Source organism: Saccharothrix mutabilis subsp. mutabilis (assembly GCF_039521145.1).
Classification (GTDB): Bacteria; Actinomycetota; Actinomycetes; order Mycobacteriales; family Pseudonocardiaceae; genus Actinosynnema; species Actinosynnema mutabilis.
The window spans coordinates 76,552-92,642 of record NZ_BAAABU010000019.1 but is presented as its reverse complement, the minus strand read 5'-3'; the positions used below and the strand labels follow the sequence as shown (position 1 = coordinate 92,642).

Here is a 16,091-nt window from a genome sequence, read left to right as displayed (position 1 = left end):
TCGGTCTCTTCAGGCACACTTCATACTAACACGTGCAACTGTACGGTTCACGGAGAGTGTCCGACCGAGGGAGCCCGCGTGACCGACGTCCTGCTCAAGATCGGTGAACTCGCCGCCCGCGCGCAGGTCAGCCCGCGCACCGTGGACTACTACACCGGTCTGGGCCTGCTCAGTCCGGCCAAGCGCACCGCCGGCAACTACCGGCTGTACCACCCGTCGGACGTCGAGCGCATCCACCTGGTCCAACGCCTGGAGGTCCAGGGAGTTCCCCTGGAGGAGATCTCCACCGCGCTGACCGCCGGGCGGACCGACATCGCCGAGATCATGGAACGCATCGACGAGGACATGCGCGCCCTGCAGGCCGCCGCCGAGACCGCGTCCCCGGAGATGCACGGGCTGCTCGCCGCCATCGCGACCCGCATCCACTCGCTGATCACCACGGCCCTGCAGATCCCGCCCTTACCGTGACCCGTCCCCATCACCGATGGGATGCCCGCCCCGCAGCGTGACGGCGCTGTCGTCGGCACAGGCCACGAGCAGGACGCCGGAGGCCAGGCCGAGCAGCTCCGCCCCACCGGCCACGCACAGGCAGACCAGCGCGAACCACAACAGGAGCCTCATACCTGGAAGGTGAGGACCACTCCCGACCAGATACCGCCGTCGGCACGACTCCGCTGCGCCAACGGGTGAAATCCGCTCGCCGACGCCTGGTGTCCCGGTGGTGTCTCAGTCGTGGTCGGGACGGCCGGTCAGGTGGTGGTCGGCCGCGTGGACCGCCTCGCCCAGCAACCGCCGCACGTGCCCGCCGCGCACCCGGTAGACCGCCCGCCGCCCGTCGCGGCGCACCGCCACCAGGCCCGCGAGCCGCAGTTTGGCCAGGTGCTGCGACACCGCGGGCCGTGCCACCCCCACCGCCTCGGCCAACGTCGTCACGTCGAACTCGCCGCCGCACAGCAACCACATCAGCCGCAGCCGGGTGGCGTCGGCGAGCATCCGGAACCCGTCCACGGCCGTGTCGACCAGCTCGCCAGGAGGTAGCTGCTGCCACTTGTCGGCTGTTGCAACGTCGTCGCGTGCGTACATGAGCACGTATGGTGCCAGTGCACCGACCCGGAAAGCCACCTCGGAGGTCAGCGATGCTCGCGGTCCCGGGCAACCCCGCCTACCGGCGGCTGTTCACCGCGCAGGTCCTCGCCCTCACCGGCACCGGCCTGGCCACCGTCGCCCTCGGCCTGCTCGCCTTCGACCTCGCCGGACCCGACGCCGGCGCCGTGCTGGGCACCGCGCTGGCCGTCAAGATGGTCGCCTACGTCGGCATCGCGCCCGTCGCCGGCGCGCTGGCCGCCCGCCTGCCCCGCAAGGCGCTGCTGGCCACCCTCGACCTGACCCGCGCGGTGATCGCGCTCGCCTTGCCGTGGGTGGATCAGATCTGGCAGGTCTACCTGCTGATCTTCCTGCTGCAAGCCGCCTCCGCCGCGTTCACCCCGGCGTTCCAGGCCACCATCCCCACCCTGCTGCCCGACGAACGCGACTACACCCGCGCACTGAGCCTGTCGCGGCTGTCCTACGACCTCGAAGCCCTGCTCAGCCCGCTGCTGGCCGCCGCCCTGCTGACCGTGATCAGCTACGACCTGCTCTTCGTCGGCACGTCGCTGGGCTTCGCGGCCTCGGCCGTGCTCGTCGTCGCCGCCGCGCTGCCCCGCACCACCGACGCCCGCACCACCGACCGCACCCTCGACGCCACCACCCGCGGCATCCGCATCTACCTGGCCACCCCGCGCCTGCGCGGCCTGCTCGCCGTGCACCTCGCGGTCGCCGCCGCCGGGTCGATGGTGCTGGTCAACACCGTCGCCTACGTCCGCGACCAGCTCGCCCTCGACAACACCGCCGTCGCCCTGGCGCTGGCCGCCAACGGCCTCGGCTCCCTGGCCGCCGCCCTCGCCCTGCCCCGCGTCCTGGACCGCTTCCCCGACCGCACCGCCATGATCCGCGCGTCCGGGCTCCTCGCGGCCACCCTGCTGGTCGCCGCTTGCGTGACCACGTGGCCGGCCGACTGGAACTGGCCCGCGCTGCTGGTGCTGTGGACCGCGATCGGCGCCGGCAGCTCACTGGTCCTCACCCCGGGCGGACGCCTGCTGCGCCGCTCAGCACACCCGCACGACCTGCCGGCGCTGTTCGCCGCCGACTTCTCCCTGTCCCACGCCTGCTGGCTGCTGTGCTACCCCCTCGCCGGCTGGCTCGCCACCACCGCCGGCCTGACCACCACCCTGCTCGTCCTCGGCGGCACCACGATCACGGCCACCACGTTCGCCGCGCGCGTCTGGCCGACCCACGACCCGGAAACCGTCGAACACGAACACGACCACCACTGCGACCACACCCACCTGCACGACGCGGAACTGGTCAACGGCCGCTGGCGCCACACCCACCCGTACCGGATCGACGACCTCCACACCCGCTGGCCCGCCTGACGCTGTTGTACGGTGGCGGTGGTGTGCCGGGAAGTCTGGTCGGCGTTGTCCTGCCCGTCGATCCCGGATGGAGCACACATGAGCAGCGGCACGGCGCAGACCGCGGTGGGACCCATGGTCGTCGTGGCGGTCGACCAGTACACCGAGTCCCCCTTGGCACGGGACGAGTTGGCCGGGGTGCGGCGATCGACGGCGGCATCGAGGCGGTGGTGGTGCTCGGCGCCGGGTTCGACACGCGGGCCTACCGGTTGGCCGCTCCCGCCGGGGTCCCCGTCTTCAAGGTGGACGCGCCGAGCAACATCAAGCGCAAACGCGCACGGGTGCGTGACGTCCTCGGCGACGTGCCCGCCGCGCACGGCTACCGACCCGACCTGCGGACCCTGTTCGTGTGGGAGGCGGTCACCCAGTACCTGACCGAGGACGCCGTGCGGGCGACGTTCGACCACCTCGCCGGCGCGCCGGCGGGCAGCGAACTGGTGTTCACCCACGTCCGTCAGGACTTCCTCGACGGCACCGCCCGCTACGGCGCCGACGCGGCCTACCGGCAGTTCGTGCTGAAGAAGCGGTTGTGGCACTTCGGTCTCGCGCTGGAGGCCGTGGCACGGGTGGCGGCGCGACGCCGAGAGAGTGCGCCCGCTGCGCCCAGTAGGGCTGGTCGGCGACCAACGGGCACACCACCTGCGGCACGCCGGCGGCCAGTGCCGCGGCCGTCGTGCCCGCGCCGCCGTGGTGGACCACGGCTGCCATACGCGGAAACAGCCGGTCGTGCGGGGCGTGGTCGATCACCAGCACGTCCGAGGAGGCCGCCGCGTCGATCCCGCCCCACCCGGTGGCGAGCACCGCCCGCACCTCGGCCGCGCGCACCGCCTCGACCACCACCCGTCCCGTGCGTTCGGCGTCGCGGCCGGCCATGCTGCCGAATCCGATGTAGACCGGCGGTGCTCCGGCGTCCAGGAACTGCGCCAGCCGGGCGGGTGGCACCCACTCCCCCGATGGCAGGTACCAGAAACCGGTGGTGCGCACCGATTCCGGCCAGTCCGGCGCGACCGGCGCCACGGCAGGGCTGAACGCCTGGAGCACCAGACGGGAGCGCCCTTCGGCGACGTGCAACAGGTCGTGACCGCCCTTGCGGCGCGGCAGGCGCAGGTCCCGGGCACGCCAGTCGTCGACGATCCCGGCGAAGGAGCGCAGCGTCGCCGACACCGCCAGGTACGTCGCCCGGTTGACGAACCGGGGCAGCCTCGGCAGCGGCACCATCGGGCACGGGAACGCCGACGTGGGCACCCAACCCGGCTGGAACGTCGCCAGCACCGCCGGCACCCCGAGCAGCTCCGCCACGTGCTGCGCCGGCACGCTGGGCGCGTGCACCACGACGTCGGCCTTCGAGTCGCGTGCGACGGGACCCAGGTCGCGCAGCACGTCCGCCATCAACGGCTTGATCCGACGCGCGTCTCGGCCAACGCGCCCGCGTCGGTGGAGCCACCGGCCCGGATCGCGTCCAACACGTACTCGTCGCGGGGCTGGCGCTGGGCATCGCGGTGGCGGCCGTGGTCGCCCTCGCCTGGCGGCTCAAGGTTCTCACCGCCGCACCCCGCCTGAAGGCCCTGGGGCCGCCGGCGATCGGGGTCATCGTCTACGCCGGCTGCCACCTCACCCACGCCAACCCCTACCTCGCCGCCTTCGCCGCGGGCCCCCGAGCTGATCTCCCACCTCACCGTCGGCGACTGGGCGGTGGCGATCATCGCGATCCTGCTCGTCCGACCCGCCGCGATGATGCTGTCGCTGCTGCGCACCCCGCTGCCACCCCGACACCGCCCGGCGGAAGCCGTGACCGCCGCGACGGCGGTCGGTCCGGCGACGCCGCGGATCGGACGGAGGCGGCACCCCGCCGCCCGCGCGAGGGTCATGAGCGGACGCGGAAAGCGAACCTCAAGCCTTTCTCAACAAGTCTTTGCATTGAGGGGCCGGATGGGGTGCACTGCGCGGCCATGACCACGAGTCCACCACCAGACCCCTCAACGACGGTGCTGGCTGCCGAAGGCGGCACCCTGTCCTCGATCGAGGAGGCGATCAACAGCACGTTCACGCCCGTGTCCGAGGCGCTGTCGTCGTTCATCTTCGCCCAGATCACGGTGTTCGGGGTGACCTTCCCCTGGATCGTGGGCTGGCTCGTCGTGGCCGCCGCGATCTTCACCGCCTACTTCGGCGTGATCCAGCTGCGCGGCTTCGGCACCGCGCTGCGGATCGTGCGCGGCAAGCACAGCAAGCCCGACGACCCGGGCGAGATCAGCCACTTCCAGGCGCTCAGCTCGGCGGTGTCCGGCACGGTCGGCTTGGGCAACATCGCGGGCGTCGGCGTCGCGGTGACCATCGGCGGCGCCGGCGCGACGTTCTGGATGATCCTGTGCGGCCTGCTGGGCATGTGCACGAAGTTCGTCGAGTGCACGCTGGGCGTGAAGTACCGGGACATGCACCCCGACGGGTCGGTGTCCGGCGGCCCGATGCACTACCTGCGCAAGGGCATCGCCGAACGGTTCCCCAACGCGGCGGGCAAGGTCGTCGGCCGCGTCCTGGCCACCGCCGCGGCCGTCATGATCCTGTTCTTCGGGATCGCGGGCGGCAACATGTTCCAGGCCAACCAGACCTTCGCGCAGCTGCGCACCGTGACCGGCGGCGAGGAGGGCGTGCTGGGCAGCGACGGCGCGGCGCTGGTCGTCGGCGTCGTCCTGGCGCTGGTCGTCGGCATGGTGATCCTGGGCGGCATCAAGTCGATCGGCAAGGTCACCGGGCGCCTGGTGCCCGCGATGGCGATCATCTACGTGTCGGCGTGCCTCGTCGTCATCCTGCTCAACATCACCACGATCCCCGCCGCCATCGGCGAGATCGTCACCGGCGCGTTCAGCGCCGACAGCGTCGCGGGAGGCGCTGTCGGTGCCCTGATCGTCGGGTTCCAGCGGGCGGCGTTCTCCAACGAGGCCGGCCTGGGGTCGGCGTCGATCGCGCACTCCGCGGTGAAGACCCGCCGCCCGGTGACCGAGGGGTACGTGGCGCTGCTGGAGCCGTTCATCGACACCGTCGTCATCTGCACCATGACGGCGCTGACGATCGTCATCGCGCAGACGCAGTTCTGGCGCGACGCCCAGGCCACGTTCGCCGCCGGCGGCCCGCGGCCGGACGGTGTCACCGTCACGTCCGAGTCCTTCGGCACGGTGCTGCCGTGGTTCCCGTACGTGCTGACCGTGGCCGTGGTGCTGTTCGCCGTCTCCACCATCATCACGTGGAGCTACTACGGCGAGAAGTCCTGGACGTTCCTGTTCGGCAAGTCCAAGGGCAGCGAGATGACCTACCGGATCATCTTCTGCCTGTTCACGGTCGTGGGTTCGGTGCTCACGCTGGGCAGCGTGCTCGACTTCGCCGACGCCGTGCTGTTCGCGCTGGCGCTGTTCAACATCATCGGCCTGTACCTGCTGGCGCCGGTGGTGAAGCGGGAACTGGTCGAGTTCCGCGAGCACCTCAAGAGCGAACGCGTGGAAGACGCGACCGCCGTCGAAGTCAAGTGAACCGGCGCGGGGGTGGTCCAAGGGCGTGGACCACCCCCGCGCCGCCGCCGGGTTCGCCCGAGGACGTGCGGCCTGCCGGGAACCTCAGGCCAGGACGAAGTAGCGCAGCCACAGGTAGGGCGCGGCCAGCAGGATCGACAGGGTCGCCACCACCAGGCCGTAGCGGGTGAAGGTCCAGAAGCTGATCGGCGTGCCGTTGCGCGCCGCCAGGCCCAGCACCACCACGTTGGCGCTGGCGCCCACGGCGGTCGCGTTGCCGCCCAGGTCCGCGCCCAGCGCCAGCGACCACCACAGCGACTCCGCCTGCGCCGTCCCACCCTGCGCCGCCACCAGGTCACCCACGATCGGGGACATGGTCGCCACGTACGGGATGTTGTCCACAATGGCCGACAACAGCGCGGAAATCCCCAGCAACGCCATCACCGCGACCAGCGGCTGCCCGCTCACGGCATCGGCCAGCGCCCTGGACACCTCGCCGATGACACCGGTCTTCACCAACGCGCCGACCATGACGAACAGGCCCATGAAGAAGACCAGGGTCTCCCACTCGACATCGGCGATGGCCTCCTCGGTGGTCACCTTGGAGATCAGCACCAGCAGCCCGGCGCCCAGCAGCGCCACCACCGAAGGCTCGACGTGCAGCGCGCTGTGCAACGTGAACCCGACCAGCACCAACGCGAGCACGACCAGGCTCTGCACCAGCAACGTCCGGTTGCGGATCGCTTCGCGTTCCGACAGGGCCATCACCTCGGCGACGCGCTTCTCGTCGTAGTGGAACGCGTCGCGGAACAACCACCGGCACACCACGACGAACACGACCATCATCACGACCACGAACGGCGCGAGGTGGACGAGGAAGTCGTTGAAGGAGAAGCCCGCGCGGCTGGCGATGATGATGTTGGGCGGGTCGCCGATCAACGTGGCGGTGCCGCCGATGTTGGACGCCATCACCTCGGCGATCAGGAACGGGATCGGGTTGAGCCCCAACCGGTCGCAGACCAGGAAGGTCACCGGCGCGATCAGCAGCACCGTGGTCACGTTGTCCAACGCGGCCGACGCGACCGCGGTGATCACGACCAGCATGACCAGCATCGCGTAGGGCTTTCCCTTGGCGCGCTTGGCCGCCGCGATCGCCAGGTACTCGAACAGCCCGGTCTGCTTGATCACCCCGACGATGATCATCATGCCGAGCAGCAGGAACACGACGTTCCAGTCCACGCCGGCGTCGAGCGAGTGGAACGCGGTCTCGCCGTTGGTGAGACCGAGCGCGAGCATGAGGGCCGCGCCGCCGAGAGCGGCGGCGACGCGGTGGACCCGTTCGGTGGCGATCAGGATGTAGGCGCCGATGAACACGACCACCGACAGGACCTGGCTGAGCGTCATGCGGGCGACTCCGAGGCGTTCAGGATGACCTCCAACAGGTGTGACGCCGTGACGACGCCGTGGATCTTCCCGCCGTCGGCGACCACGATGAGCGGCGTGTGCAACCGGGCCATCGTCGCCGCGCACTCCAGCACGGTGGCGTCCCCGGTCACCATCGGCAGCTCGTACCGCTTCTCCTTGGGCGGCAGGACTTCCTTCACCGACCGGTCCGAGAGCCGCTGCACGCACACGTCCGCGCCGCCCTGCTCGTCGTAGACCCGCGCCAGCGACGGGTCCTCCTGCACGTAGCCGGGCACGCTGAACCGCAACACCTGCGAACCCGGCAGCACCGTCACCGGATGGCCGTCGTCGTCGACCACGACCACACCGGGCCGCCGCTGTTCGGCGATCAGCCGCGCCGCGTCCAACGCGTTGTCGCTCAACCGGACGAGCGGGTAGTCCTCGGCGAGATCACGAGCACGCATGGTCAACACCCCCTGGCAAGAGTCTCTGTGGCAGCAGTCACAAGGTGCGCTAGCATCGATCTGTTGTCAGCGCACCACACACGAGGTATGCACCCATGTCCGGACTGGTAATCGCGCTTCTGCTGATCGCGGGGTTCGCGGTCGCGGTGTTGGTGCTCCGCGCCGTCGAGCGCCACTGACCGGTACGGCGGCGGTCGCCTCGGCCGCTGCGGGCGTCACCAGTCGGTCCCGAGCGGTCCGGGCATGTCTCCTCCTGGTCGCGGGCATGACGTCATCCGTCGCCGACCAGGCTTCCCGGCACACCGCGGGACACCCTACCCGGCGACACCGGTCGGGCGCAGGACGGCGCGGTTGCCGGTGCGGGGGATCGGCGGGCGCGATGATGGGGCGATGGACGTCAACGAGGTGCTCCTGCCCGGGGTCGGGTTGCGCTACGAGTTCACCAACGCCGACGGGCAGCGGGTCGGGATCATCGCCCGCCGGTCGGGCGGGTTCGAGGTGGTCGCCTACGAGCCGGACGACCCCGACGAGAGCCGCCCGCTGCTGCGCCTGACCCGCGACGAGGCGGACACGGTGGCCGAGATCCTCGGCGCGCCGCGCATCGCCGAACGCTTCGCCGACCTCACCAAGGAGGTGCCCGGCCTCGCGGCGGGCCAGGTCGTCGTGCCGCCCGGGACCCCGCACGTCGACCAGCCGCTGGGTTCGACCCGCGCGCGGACCCGCACCGGCGCGTCGATCGTGGCCGTCGTGCGCGGCGAGGACGTCATCGCCTCACCGGCGCCCACGGAAGTGCTGCGGGCGGGTGACGTGCTGGTGGTGATCGGCACGCACGAGGGGATCGACGGCGTCCGGCGGATCTTCGAAGGCTGAGGCGTGCACACCTCGCTCGCGCTGCTGCTGGAACTGGGCGTCATCCTCCTGGCGCTCAGCGCCCTGGGCGCGCTGGCCCGCCGGGTCGGCCTGTCCCCCATCCCGCTGTACCTGCTGGCCGGTCTCGTGCTGGGCGAGGGCGGCATCGCGCCGGTCCCGGCGGCGGGCGAGTTCGTCGAGACCGGGGCGTCCATCGGCGTGGTGCTGCTCCTGCTGACGCTGGGCCTGGAGTTCTCGACCGCGGAGTTCACCCACAGCCTGCGCCGCCACCTGCCCTCGGCGCTGGTGGACCTGGTGCTGGGCGTCGCGCCCGGCGTCGTGGCCGGCCTCCTGCTCGGGTTGGACGTCGTGGGTGTCGTGGCGCTGGCCGGCGCGACGTGGGTGTCCTCGTCGGGGATCGTCGCCCGGCTGCTGGACGACCTGCGCCGGCTGGGCAACCGGGAGACCCCGTCGGTGCTGGCCGTCCTGGTCATGGAGGACTTCGCGATGGCCCTGTACCTGCCGGTGCTGGCCGTGCTCGCGGCCGGCGGCGCGTGGTGGGAGGCGTCGCTGGGCGTGCTGGTGGCGGTCGGCGCGGTCGGGGCGGCGTTCCTCGCCTCGCACCACTACGGCCACCACGTCAACCGGTGGCTGGCCCACCCCGACGCCGAACAGCTGATGCTGCGCGTGCTGGGGACCACGCTCGTCGTGGCGGCGCTGGCGGAGTTCGTCGACGTGTCCGCGGCGGTGGGCGCGTTCCTGGTCGGCCTGACGCTGACCGGCGAGGCCGCCGAACGCGCCCGCGCCGTGCTGGCCCCGCTGCGCGACCTGTTCGCCGCCGCGTTCTTCCTCGCCATCGGCCTGGCCGTCAGCCCCGCCGACCTGCTGCCGGTGCTGCCGGTCGCGCTGGCCCTGGCCGCCGCCGGCGTGGCGGCGAAACTGGCCACCGGCTGGTACGCCGCCGGGCGCGACGGCGCGGGACGGCGGGGCCGGCTGCGCGCGGGCACGGCGCTGATCGCGCGCGGCGAGTTCTCCATCGTGATCGTCGGCCTCGCCGGCGCGGGACACCCCGAACTGGGACCGCTGGTGACCGCCTACGTCCTGCTGCTGGCCACCGCCGGCCCGGTCATCACCCGCTGGTTCGGCGCGGCCCGACCCACCTGACCCGGCGACCTGCGGGCACTGGCCTCCGGCGCGTGGACCGCGGCAACCCTCAACCCATCGGGGCCTTAGCCCTGACGGGTTGTCTCGACTCGGAGCCACGTCATCGCCGGCTCGTTCGTGCCACCATCCGGGCGGTCTCAGCCTGAGGAGGGCGGGTGGCGAGCATCGGGGAAGTCGTCGCGGCGCTCAAGGCCGCCGTGGACCAGTTGCCGTTCGCGGCCTTGGCTGATGCCCTCGACCTGGCCGAGGAGGCCAGCGCGCTCATCGAGCAGGTCGCCACCGGAAGCAACCAAGACGAGTTCCGGCACGTGCTCGGCTGGTTCGAGAAGGCCACCGAGGGCATCACCGGGCTACAGCAGCGCCTTACAGTTGTCCAGCAAGCCGCGACAGCGGCCATCAACCGCCTGGAAAGACGGGACGACCCGCAAGCCGGTGTGCCACGATCCACTCCCCCCAGCACCGGCCCCGCGGCCGCCGGGCCTGTTGCTGATGGCCCGCCCAAGGAAGCGCAAGACCTGCTCAAGGCTCTACCGGTCCGCACCGACCCCACCGAGAAGACTTCGGGCTTCTGGGTGGACGCGTCCGGCACAGTGCACGGCCCGATCCACAGCGGCCGAGGTGAGCTGAGAGAACAAGCCGTGATGGGCCTGCGCGAGCTGGGCCTGGCCCCGGCGCGAGGAACGCCGGCCGTGGCCGACCACGTCGAGGTGCAAGTCGCCATCCAGGTCAGGGAAGCGAGTGGGGCTGACGCTACCTTGGCGGTGAACAACCGCCCGTGTGACGCCGGGCCGCTGTCCTGTGACCGGATCGTGCCGAGGGTGCTCAAGCCTGGCCAGCGCCTCACGGTCCACTGGCCAGGCGGCAGGAAGACCTAGACCGGAAAGGAACGCTAACCGTGGCGTACGTGCTTGAGGTGGCCTACCGTCACGACCAGCCGACCACCCACCTGCGGACGCGGGCCGAGGTGAACGCCTTTGTGGACGAGTTGCTGACCCTCGGGCCCGAGTACACCGCCGCCACGGCCTACGCCATCCAAGAGGGCAGCGAAACCCTGCCCGACCACGAGTTGCTCATCGGCGCCAGCAGCCGAACCAACGTCGGTGCGGTGCGCTACAGCGGAGAGGAAGGTACCTGGTACGCCAAGGGGGAGCTGACCAACCCGAACGGCGTGGTCTTCGCCTACTTCGGCAGTGGCCAGGAGTTCCCGCCGGACGCTGAAGTGCCGCTCACGGTGGTACGGGCCGCGCTCTGGGGTCTGCTCGCCGGCGAGGGACGGCGGCCCGAGGGTTTGACCTGGGTCGCCACCGACTGAAGACCATTCCGGCGTAGGCCCGGCCGGACGCCCAGACGCAAGCAAAGGGCGAGCCACAACCGCTCACCACGGGTCCCACGGCGCTCCCCCACGCCGACGACCACTCCCCGCCGCGTCGACGGCCCTTGGCCCGGGGTCGACGCACCGGAGCACGCGCATCGCGCTCCGGTGCGCCTTGGAAAGGGCATGCTCCCACCGCTCCCCGACGGTCAGGAGCGCCCGTTGCCCCCTGTTCCCCCGACTCCACCCCCTGCGAGGACCGACCAGAGCACCCGTACCACGGCGTGTTTCTCCCCCCTGGCCGGTCCTCGCCACCGACACCCCCGCGCCGGCGTTGGCGCTAATGCTGCCGTGCACGGCACCGGCCGACAACGTGCGCGACCGGCCAATGATCACGCCGTTGTTTGCCGACCTCCGGCAACCTCAGAGCAGCTTCGCCCCCAGCACCGCCACGTGGAGGGTGAGCCCCTGCACGGGGTCGTCAGCGGAGTAGCCGGTCAGCTCCTCGACCCGTTTGAGCCGGTAGGTCACCGTCCGCACCCCGATGTGCAGCACGCGGGCGCACTCGGTCGCCACCCGGCCGCAGGCGAAGTACGCCGACAACGTCTCGACCAGCGCATCGCCACCCCCGCGCGCCTCCCGCAGCGGCGACAGGACCGCCGACACCAGACCGGCCAGCGCCGCGCGGTCGCGGCCCAGCACCTGGAAGAGCAGCAGGTCCGAGGCGCGGTGCACGCGGCCGGGCAGGTCCAGGCGCTCGGCCACGTCCAGCGCGTCGCGCGCCTGCCCGAACGACCGCACCGGCCCGCCCGGCCCGTCCTCCGCGAGGCCGACGCCCACCCGCCACGCCACGTCCTCACCCACCGCCGCGCCGACCAGCCGGACGAACTCCTCCGCCAACCCGATCAACCGCTCCGGACCCACGCACACCAGCAACCCCTCCTTGGTGGTCACCAGCACGTCGCGCGCGTCGACCCGGGCGCGCAGCGAAGCGTCCACCCGGCGCACCGGCGCACTGCCGTCCACAAAGGACTCGTCGATCCACGCGACCGCGACGACCGTCCGCGCCGCGAGCCGGAACCCGACCCGTTCCGCGCGTTCGGCCAACTCCCCCAGGTTGCGGCCGTCGAGCAGGTCGTCCACGAACTCCCGCCGCGACGACTCCTCCCGCCGCACCGCCCAGCGCCGCGCCTCCTCGTACCCCTCGGCCAGCGCGCCCACCGCCGCGTCGGCGGCCCGGAACACCGCCTTGCCCACCGCGGTGAACATCTCCGCGCCCGTCGAGCCCCGCACACCCGGCAACGACGGCCACGCCAACCACGTCGCGCTCAGGTACAGGTCGATCGCGCCCCTCATCGACACCCCGCGCTCGGCCGCCACCGCGCCCACCGCGCGCCGCGACTCCAGGTGCTCGGCCGACAGCCGCCCACCACCGGCGCTGACCTGCGCCAACGCCTCCAGGTAGCCGTCGAGCAGGTCCGCCGGGACGCCCTGGGCGTCCTGACTCGCCCGCCGCGCGATGTCCGCGACGTCCATCACCGGCACCGGTTCCTTCCTCGCCATGAGGCACAGGTTCGCACCCACGCCCACCCGAACGGACCAAGCACGCCGTAACGACCCCGGGCGGCCGAGGCGATCATCTGGTGTTCGCCGGAGTCTTCGACGGGGGTGCGGTCGGGTCATGGGTCGCTGGTCGCCTCGGCGTGACCGATCGGTGCTCGCGCTGTGGTCGCTGACGCTGGTGGCGGTGTCGGCGGCGCTGGCCGTCGCGACGAACGCGGCCTCCTCCAGCACCCAGCCGTGGCCGTGGGGGCTGCGGGTCTTCCAGCGCTACCCGTGGCAGGGGTTCGCGGTGCTCGTGGCCGGCGCGATGGCGCTGACCCTGCTGACCCTGCGGCGCGGTTGGCGCGCGGAGGACGAAGCCGCGCGGGCGGCGAGCGCGTCACCGGAGGCGTTGAACGCCGTGGCCGAGTCGCTGGCGGTCACGTTCCGGGACGAGATCGACGACGAGCTGCGCACGCGGGCGCTCGGCACGTGGATCGACCTGCCGGTCCGGGTCGACCCGGCCGGCCCCACGACGCTCGACGCCGTCGTCGCGGGACTGGGCCGCGGCCCGCGCCGGGTCGTGCTGACCGGCGCGGCGGGCAGCGGCAAGAGCACCGCGCTGCTGATGGTCGCGCGGCAACTGCTGCGCGGGCGCGACGACCGGGCGCCCGTGCCCGTGCTGGTCAACCTCTCGACCTGGAACCCCGCCGCGGAGGGCCTGGACGAGGTCGTCCGCCGCCGGCTCGGCCCGCCGGGACGGCGCAGGCGCGGCCCCGAGCCGATCGACGTGGTCAGCACCCGCCGGGTCCTGCCGGTGCTCGACGGCGTCGACGAACTGCCCGAGGCGCTGTGGCCCGCCGCCCGCTCGGCGCTGGCCCGCACCCTCGACTCCCCCGACCGGGAGTTCGTCCTGGCCTGCACCGCCGCGGCGCTGGAGGCGATCGTGCCCGAGGAGTGCCTGCGCGTCGGCGGTACGCGGGTCGTGGCGCTGGGCTCGGTGGGCGTCGAGGAGTCGATCGCCTATCTGGCGACGGCGAGCCGGGGCGACGCGCGGCGCTGGGACCCGGTGTTCGACCTGCTGCGCGCCGAGCCGGACGGGGTGGCCGCGCGGGCGTTGTCCTCGCCCCTGCTGCTGCACCTGGCCTCCGTGGTGTACCGCGAACGCGGGTCCCAGCCGGGGGAACTGGTCGACGACGCGGTGTTCCCCACGTCGGGCGACATCGAACGCCACCTGTTGTCGCACTACCTGACCAGCGCGTACGGCGGCGAGTCGGTCCGGGTGCACCGGTGGCTCGGGTCGATCGCGGCGCTGCTGACGTTCCGCCGGTCGACGGAGTTCGTGTGGTGGAACGCGGGACTGCCCTCGCCCTTCCCGGATTCCGCGCCGCCGACGCCACGCCGACCGGCCGATCGAGGGGCGTGGCGCCTCGTCCTGCTCAGGCTCAAGACCTCGTTCCGACTCACCCTCATCGGGGTCGCGGCCGTGGTCGCCGCCCACTTGCAGATGACCTACCAAGCGTCACGGCAGTTCGGCCCGCCGGTGGAGCTCGCGGAACTCGCGCGCAGGCAGGACTGGTGGGCGATCGCCCTGTTCTGGGCGGCGACGTTCACGGTGAGCGTCATCTGGGTGCGGTTGACCGTGTCGGGGTCGGAGGCCAGAAGCGGCCTGCGCGCCCAGTTGGCCGCTGACCTGCGCACCGGTCTGATGCGCGGCGGTTACCTCGCGGTGGTGCTGGGCTCCTGTGCGGCGGCAGCCGTGGCCGTCGGCTGGCCGTTCATCGCCGACTACCTGCGAGCACTCCTGCCGGACGAGGAGTTGCGGGACGTCCGGTTCCCCCTCGACGTGCCCGACACGCCCGACCGGTGGCTGCTCGCGGTCGCCGTCGGAGCCGCGGCGGCGGTCGTCGCGTTCACCGCGGTGTTCTGGCGGACGGCGTGGTTCCGCTTCCGCGTGGCGGCCGTGACGAGCGCGGCGCTGCGCCGGACGCCGCTGCGGCTGGTCGGGTTCCTGGAAGACGCCCACAAGCGCGGGGTGCTGCGCCGCAACGGCGAGGTGCTCCAGTTCCGGCACCGCACCGTGCAGTGGCACCTCGCCCGCCCGCTGCCGCCCCGCTCCGCCCGGGAGGTGATCGCCGAGACCGAGCGGGCGCTCGCGGAGACCGACGACGACGGCGCTCTGGCGGCGCTGCGCCGTCTGGAGGCGGTCGCGTTCTACGACCGGTCCGCCCGCGCCGCCTGGAACCGCCTGCACGGCGACCGCCGGTGCATGGCGCCGCTGCCCCACCTCCTGGCCGCCCGCAGGGCGATCGCGTGGTGGGAAGCCGTCATCGACAGCGGCGCCGACGACGCCACCGCCGAACTGTCCGACCTCTACGACTGGCTGCTCGCGATCCAGCCGCCCGGCTTGATCGGGGTGTACCTGTCCGCCAGGGCCGACTCGTTCGCGGGTCGTACCAGGACCGCAGCCGCACCATCACGTGGACAGAAAGCGCGGACGTCGCGCCCGCGGTCGAAGAGGCCCTCCACCTCGCGGCGTCATGGCACGACGGCCCGCTCCGGACCGGCGCGGTGCTCGTCGCGCTCGCGGAGGAAGACACCGACCCGGACTGGGCCGGCTTCTGGGACCGCCTCGACCACCCCGACCTGGACGACCTCGCCGAGGCCGACGACACCGGAGGCGTCACCCCGCTGGTGCTCGACGGCGACGAACCGGAGATCTCCGAGCACCTGGCCGACGCCCTCACCCTGGCCACCCGAGCCGCCGAGCACTACGAGGTGTCCCCGGTGTCCGGCGGTCTGCTCGCGTTGGCGCTGCTCACCGTGCCGGGGACGGGAGCGGCGCAGGCGCTGCTCGCGCACACCGGCCTAGATGCCACCGACCTGGTGGACGCGGCGCTGTCCCACCTGGTCGGCCCGGACGAGTACCCCGACTACGAGGACTGGTCGTCCAGCATCGAGCACGTCGGTTCGGTTCAGCGGAGCCGGTGAGCCAGGAACGCGAGCGCCGCACCGAGCACGGCGATCCCGCCGCCCACCGCCCAGTCGTTCACCGTCGCGGCGGTGGCGTCGGTACCCGCGCGGTGGTCCAGCATGAACGGCGCCAACGCGATCCACAACCCGGCCACGCACAGCAGCGGCCCCGTCCACGGCGCCTCCTCCAGCGCCATCATGCCGACCACGGACACCATGACCACGGCCGCACCCGCGAGCACGTCGTTGGTGTGCAACGTCAGCCGCGCATCGGCGATCCCGTACCCGAACGCGAACGGGGCCAGCACCAACCACAACCCCAGCAAGAACGCGGCCACGCACAGCGGACCGATCGGAACAGCGGTTCGCATGA

At 72.2% G+C, this 16,091-nt stretch carries 17 protein-coding genes and 1 pseudogene; 10 read left to right on the top strand and 8 right to left on the bottom strand.

What is annotated here, in order from left to right; translation table 11 throughout:
* Nucleotides 1-78: 78 nt before the first annotated feature.
* Nucleotides 79-468: a helix-turn-helix domain-containing protein gene (locus ABD126_RS29765; protein ID WP_343937299.1), complete on the top strand. Its 390-nt coding sequence runs from the start codon at nt 79-81 to the stop codon at nt 466-468.
* Here the strand turns inward: ABD126_RS29765 and ABD126_RS29760 are convergent.
* Together ABD126_RS29760 and ABD126_RS29755 are read right to left on the bottom strand one after the other, a co-directional pair.
* The gene (locus ABD126_RS29760) at nt 460-621 is read right to left on the bottom strand and encodes a hypothetical protein (protein ID WP_343937298.1); all 162 of its coding nucleotides are present in this window, start codon (nt 619-621) and stop codon (nt 460-462) included. The two genes, ABD126_RS29765 and ABD126_RS29760, sit on opposite strands and share 9 nt — an antisense overlap.
* A 105-nt stretch (nt 622-726) precedes the next feature.
* Nucleotides 727-1,083, bottom strand: a complete 357-nt coding sequence (locus ABD126_RS29755) for an ArsR/SmtB family transcription factor (protein WP_343937297.1) — start codon at nt 1,081-1,083, stop codon at nt 727-729.
* A gap of 53 nt (nt 1,084-1,136) precedes the next feature.
* On the opposite strand from ABD126_RS29755, the gene ABD126_RS29750 reads away from it, so the two are divergent.
* On the top strand, nt 1,137-2,471 hold the full coding sequence (locus ABD126_RS29750; protein WP_343937296.1) for an MFS transporter: 1,335 nt from the start codon (nt 1,137-1,139) through the stop codon (nt 2,469-2,471).
* 23 nt (nt 2,472-2,494) lie between these two features.
* Nucleotides 2,495-3,028 (top strand): annotated as a pseudogene (locus ABD126_RS29745) (class I SAM-dependent methyltransferase); the annotation flags it as partial.
* Here ABD126_RS29745 and ABD126_RS29740 read toward each other — a convergent pair.
* Together ABD126_RS29740 and ABD126_RS29735 are read right to left on the bottom strand one after the other, a co-directional pair.
* Nucleotides 2,952-3,728 (bottom strand): glycosyltransferase, encoded by a 777-nt coding sequence (locus ABD126_RS29740; protein WP_343937354.1) that lies wholly within the window; start codon nt 3,726-3,728, stop codon nt 2,952-2,954. The pseudogene ABD126_RS29745 and the gene ABD126_RS29740 sit on opposite strands and share 77 nt — an antisense overlap.
* A 170-nt stretch (nt 3,729-3,898) precedes the next feature.
* Entirely contained in the window at nt 3,899-4,264 is a 366-nt protein-coding gene (locus tag ABD126_RS29735) for a hypothetical protein (RefSeq protein WP_343937295.1), read from the bottom strand.
* Between the two features lie 195 nt (nt 4,265-4,459).
* Between ABD126_RS29735 and ABD126_RS29730 the strand changes: the two genes are divergently transcribed.
* Nucleotides 4,460-6,031: an alanine/glycine:cation symporter family protein gene (locus tag ABD126_RS29730; RefSeq protein WP_343937294.1), complete on the top strand. Its 1,572-nt coding sequence runs from the start codon at nt 4,460-4,462 to the stop codon at nt 6,029-6,031.
* A gap of 84 nt (nt 6,032-6,115) precedes the next feature.
* Here ABD126_RS29730 and ABD126_RS29725 read toward each other — a convergent pair whose 3' ends face one another.
* On the bottom strand, nt 6,116-7,414 hold the full coding sequence (locus tag ABD126_RS29725; RefSeq protein ID WP_343937293.1) for an ArsB/NhaD family transporter: 1,299 nt from the start codon (nt 7,412-7,414) through the stop codon (nt 6,116-6,118).
* Nucleotides 7,411-7,878 (bottom strand): CBS domain-containing protein, encoded by a 468-nt coding sequence (locus ABD126_RS29720; protein ID WP_343937292.1) that lies wholly within the window; start codon nt 7,876-7,878, stop codon nt 7,411-7,413. Before ABD126_RS29720 ends, ABD126_RS29725 begins: the two co-directional genes overlap by 4 nt.
* Before the next feature lie 390 nt (nt 7,879-8,268).
* Between ABD126_RS29720 and ABD126_RS29715 the strand changes: the two genes are divergently transcribed.
* The 4 genes from ABD126_RS29715 to ABD126_RS29700 all read left to right on the top strand — a co-directional run bounded on the left by ABD126_RS29715 (nt 8,269) and on the right by ABD126_RS29700 (nt 11,203).
* On the top strand, nt 8,269-8,748 hold the full coding sequence (locus ABD126_RS29715) for a cation:proton antiporter regulatory subunit (RefSeq protein ID WP_343937291.1): 480 nt from the start codon (nt 8,269-8,271) through the stop codon (nt 8,746-8,748).
* A 3-nt stretch (nt 8,749-8,751) separates the two neighbouring features.
* Nucleotides 8,752-9,891 (top strand): cation:proton antiporter, encoded by a 1,140-nt coding sequence (locus ABD126_RS29710; protein WP_343937290.1) that lies wholly within the window; start codon nt 8,752-8,754, stop codon nt 9,889-9,891.
* Between the two features lie 155 nt (nt 9,892-10,046).
* Nucleotides 10,047-10,766, top strand: a complete 720-nt coding sequence (locus tag ABD126_RS29705; protein ID WP_343937289.1) for a DddA-like double-stranded DNA deaminase toxin — start codon at nt 10,047-10,049, stop codon at nt 10,764-10,766.
* 29 nt (nt 10,767-10,795) lie between these two features.
* Nucleotides 10,796-11,203, top strand: coding sequence for an Imm1 family immunity protein (locus ABD126_RS29700; RefSeq protein WP_343937288.1), 408 nt, complete (start codon nt 10,796-10,798; stop codon nt 11,201-11,203).
* A 423-nt stretch (nt 11,204-11,626) separates the two neighbouring features.
* Here ABD126_RS29700 and ABD126_RS29695 read toward each other — a convergent pair whose 3' ends face one another.
* Complete coding sequence (locus ABD126_RS29695; RefSeq protein ID WP_343937287.1) at nt 11,627-12,766, bottom strand: PucR family transcriptional regulator; 1,140 nt, start codon at nt 12,764-12,766, stop codon at nt 11,627-11,629.
* A 151-nt stretch (nt 12,767-12,917) separates the two neighbouring features.
* Here ABD126_RS29695 and ABD126_RS29690 point away from each other — a divergent pair, with 151 nt between their 5' ends.
* Nucleotides 12,918-15,617 carry an NACHT domain-containing protein gene (locus tag ABD126_RS29690; protein WP_343937286.1) on the top strand — a complete coding sequence of 900 codons (2,700 nt, stop codon included), beginning with the start codon at nt 12,918-12,920 and terminating at the stop codon, nt 15,615-15,617.
* Nucleotides 15,533-15,736, top strand: coding sequence for a beta/gamma crystallin family protein (locus ABD126_RS29685; RefSeq protein ID WP_343937285.1), 204 nt, complete (start codon nt 15,533-15,535; stop codon nt 15,734-15,736). Before ABD126_RS29690 ends, ABD126_RS29685 begins: the two co-directional genes overlap by 85 nt.
* Here the strand turns inward: ABD126_RS29685 and ABD126_RS29680 are convergent.
* Nucleotides 15,721-16,089 (bottom strand): SPW repeat domain-containing protein, encoded by a 369-nt coding sequence (locus tag ABD126_RS29680; protein WP_343937284.1) that lies wholly within the window; start codon nt 16,087-16,089, stop codon nt 15,721-15,723. The two genes, ABD126_RS29685 and ABD126_RS29680, sit on opposite strands and share 16 nt — an antisense overlap.
* Nucleotides 16,090-16,091: the final 2 nt, after the last annotated feature.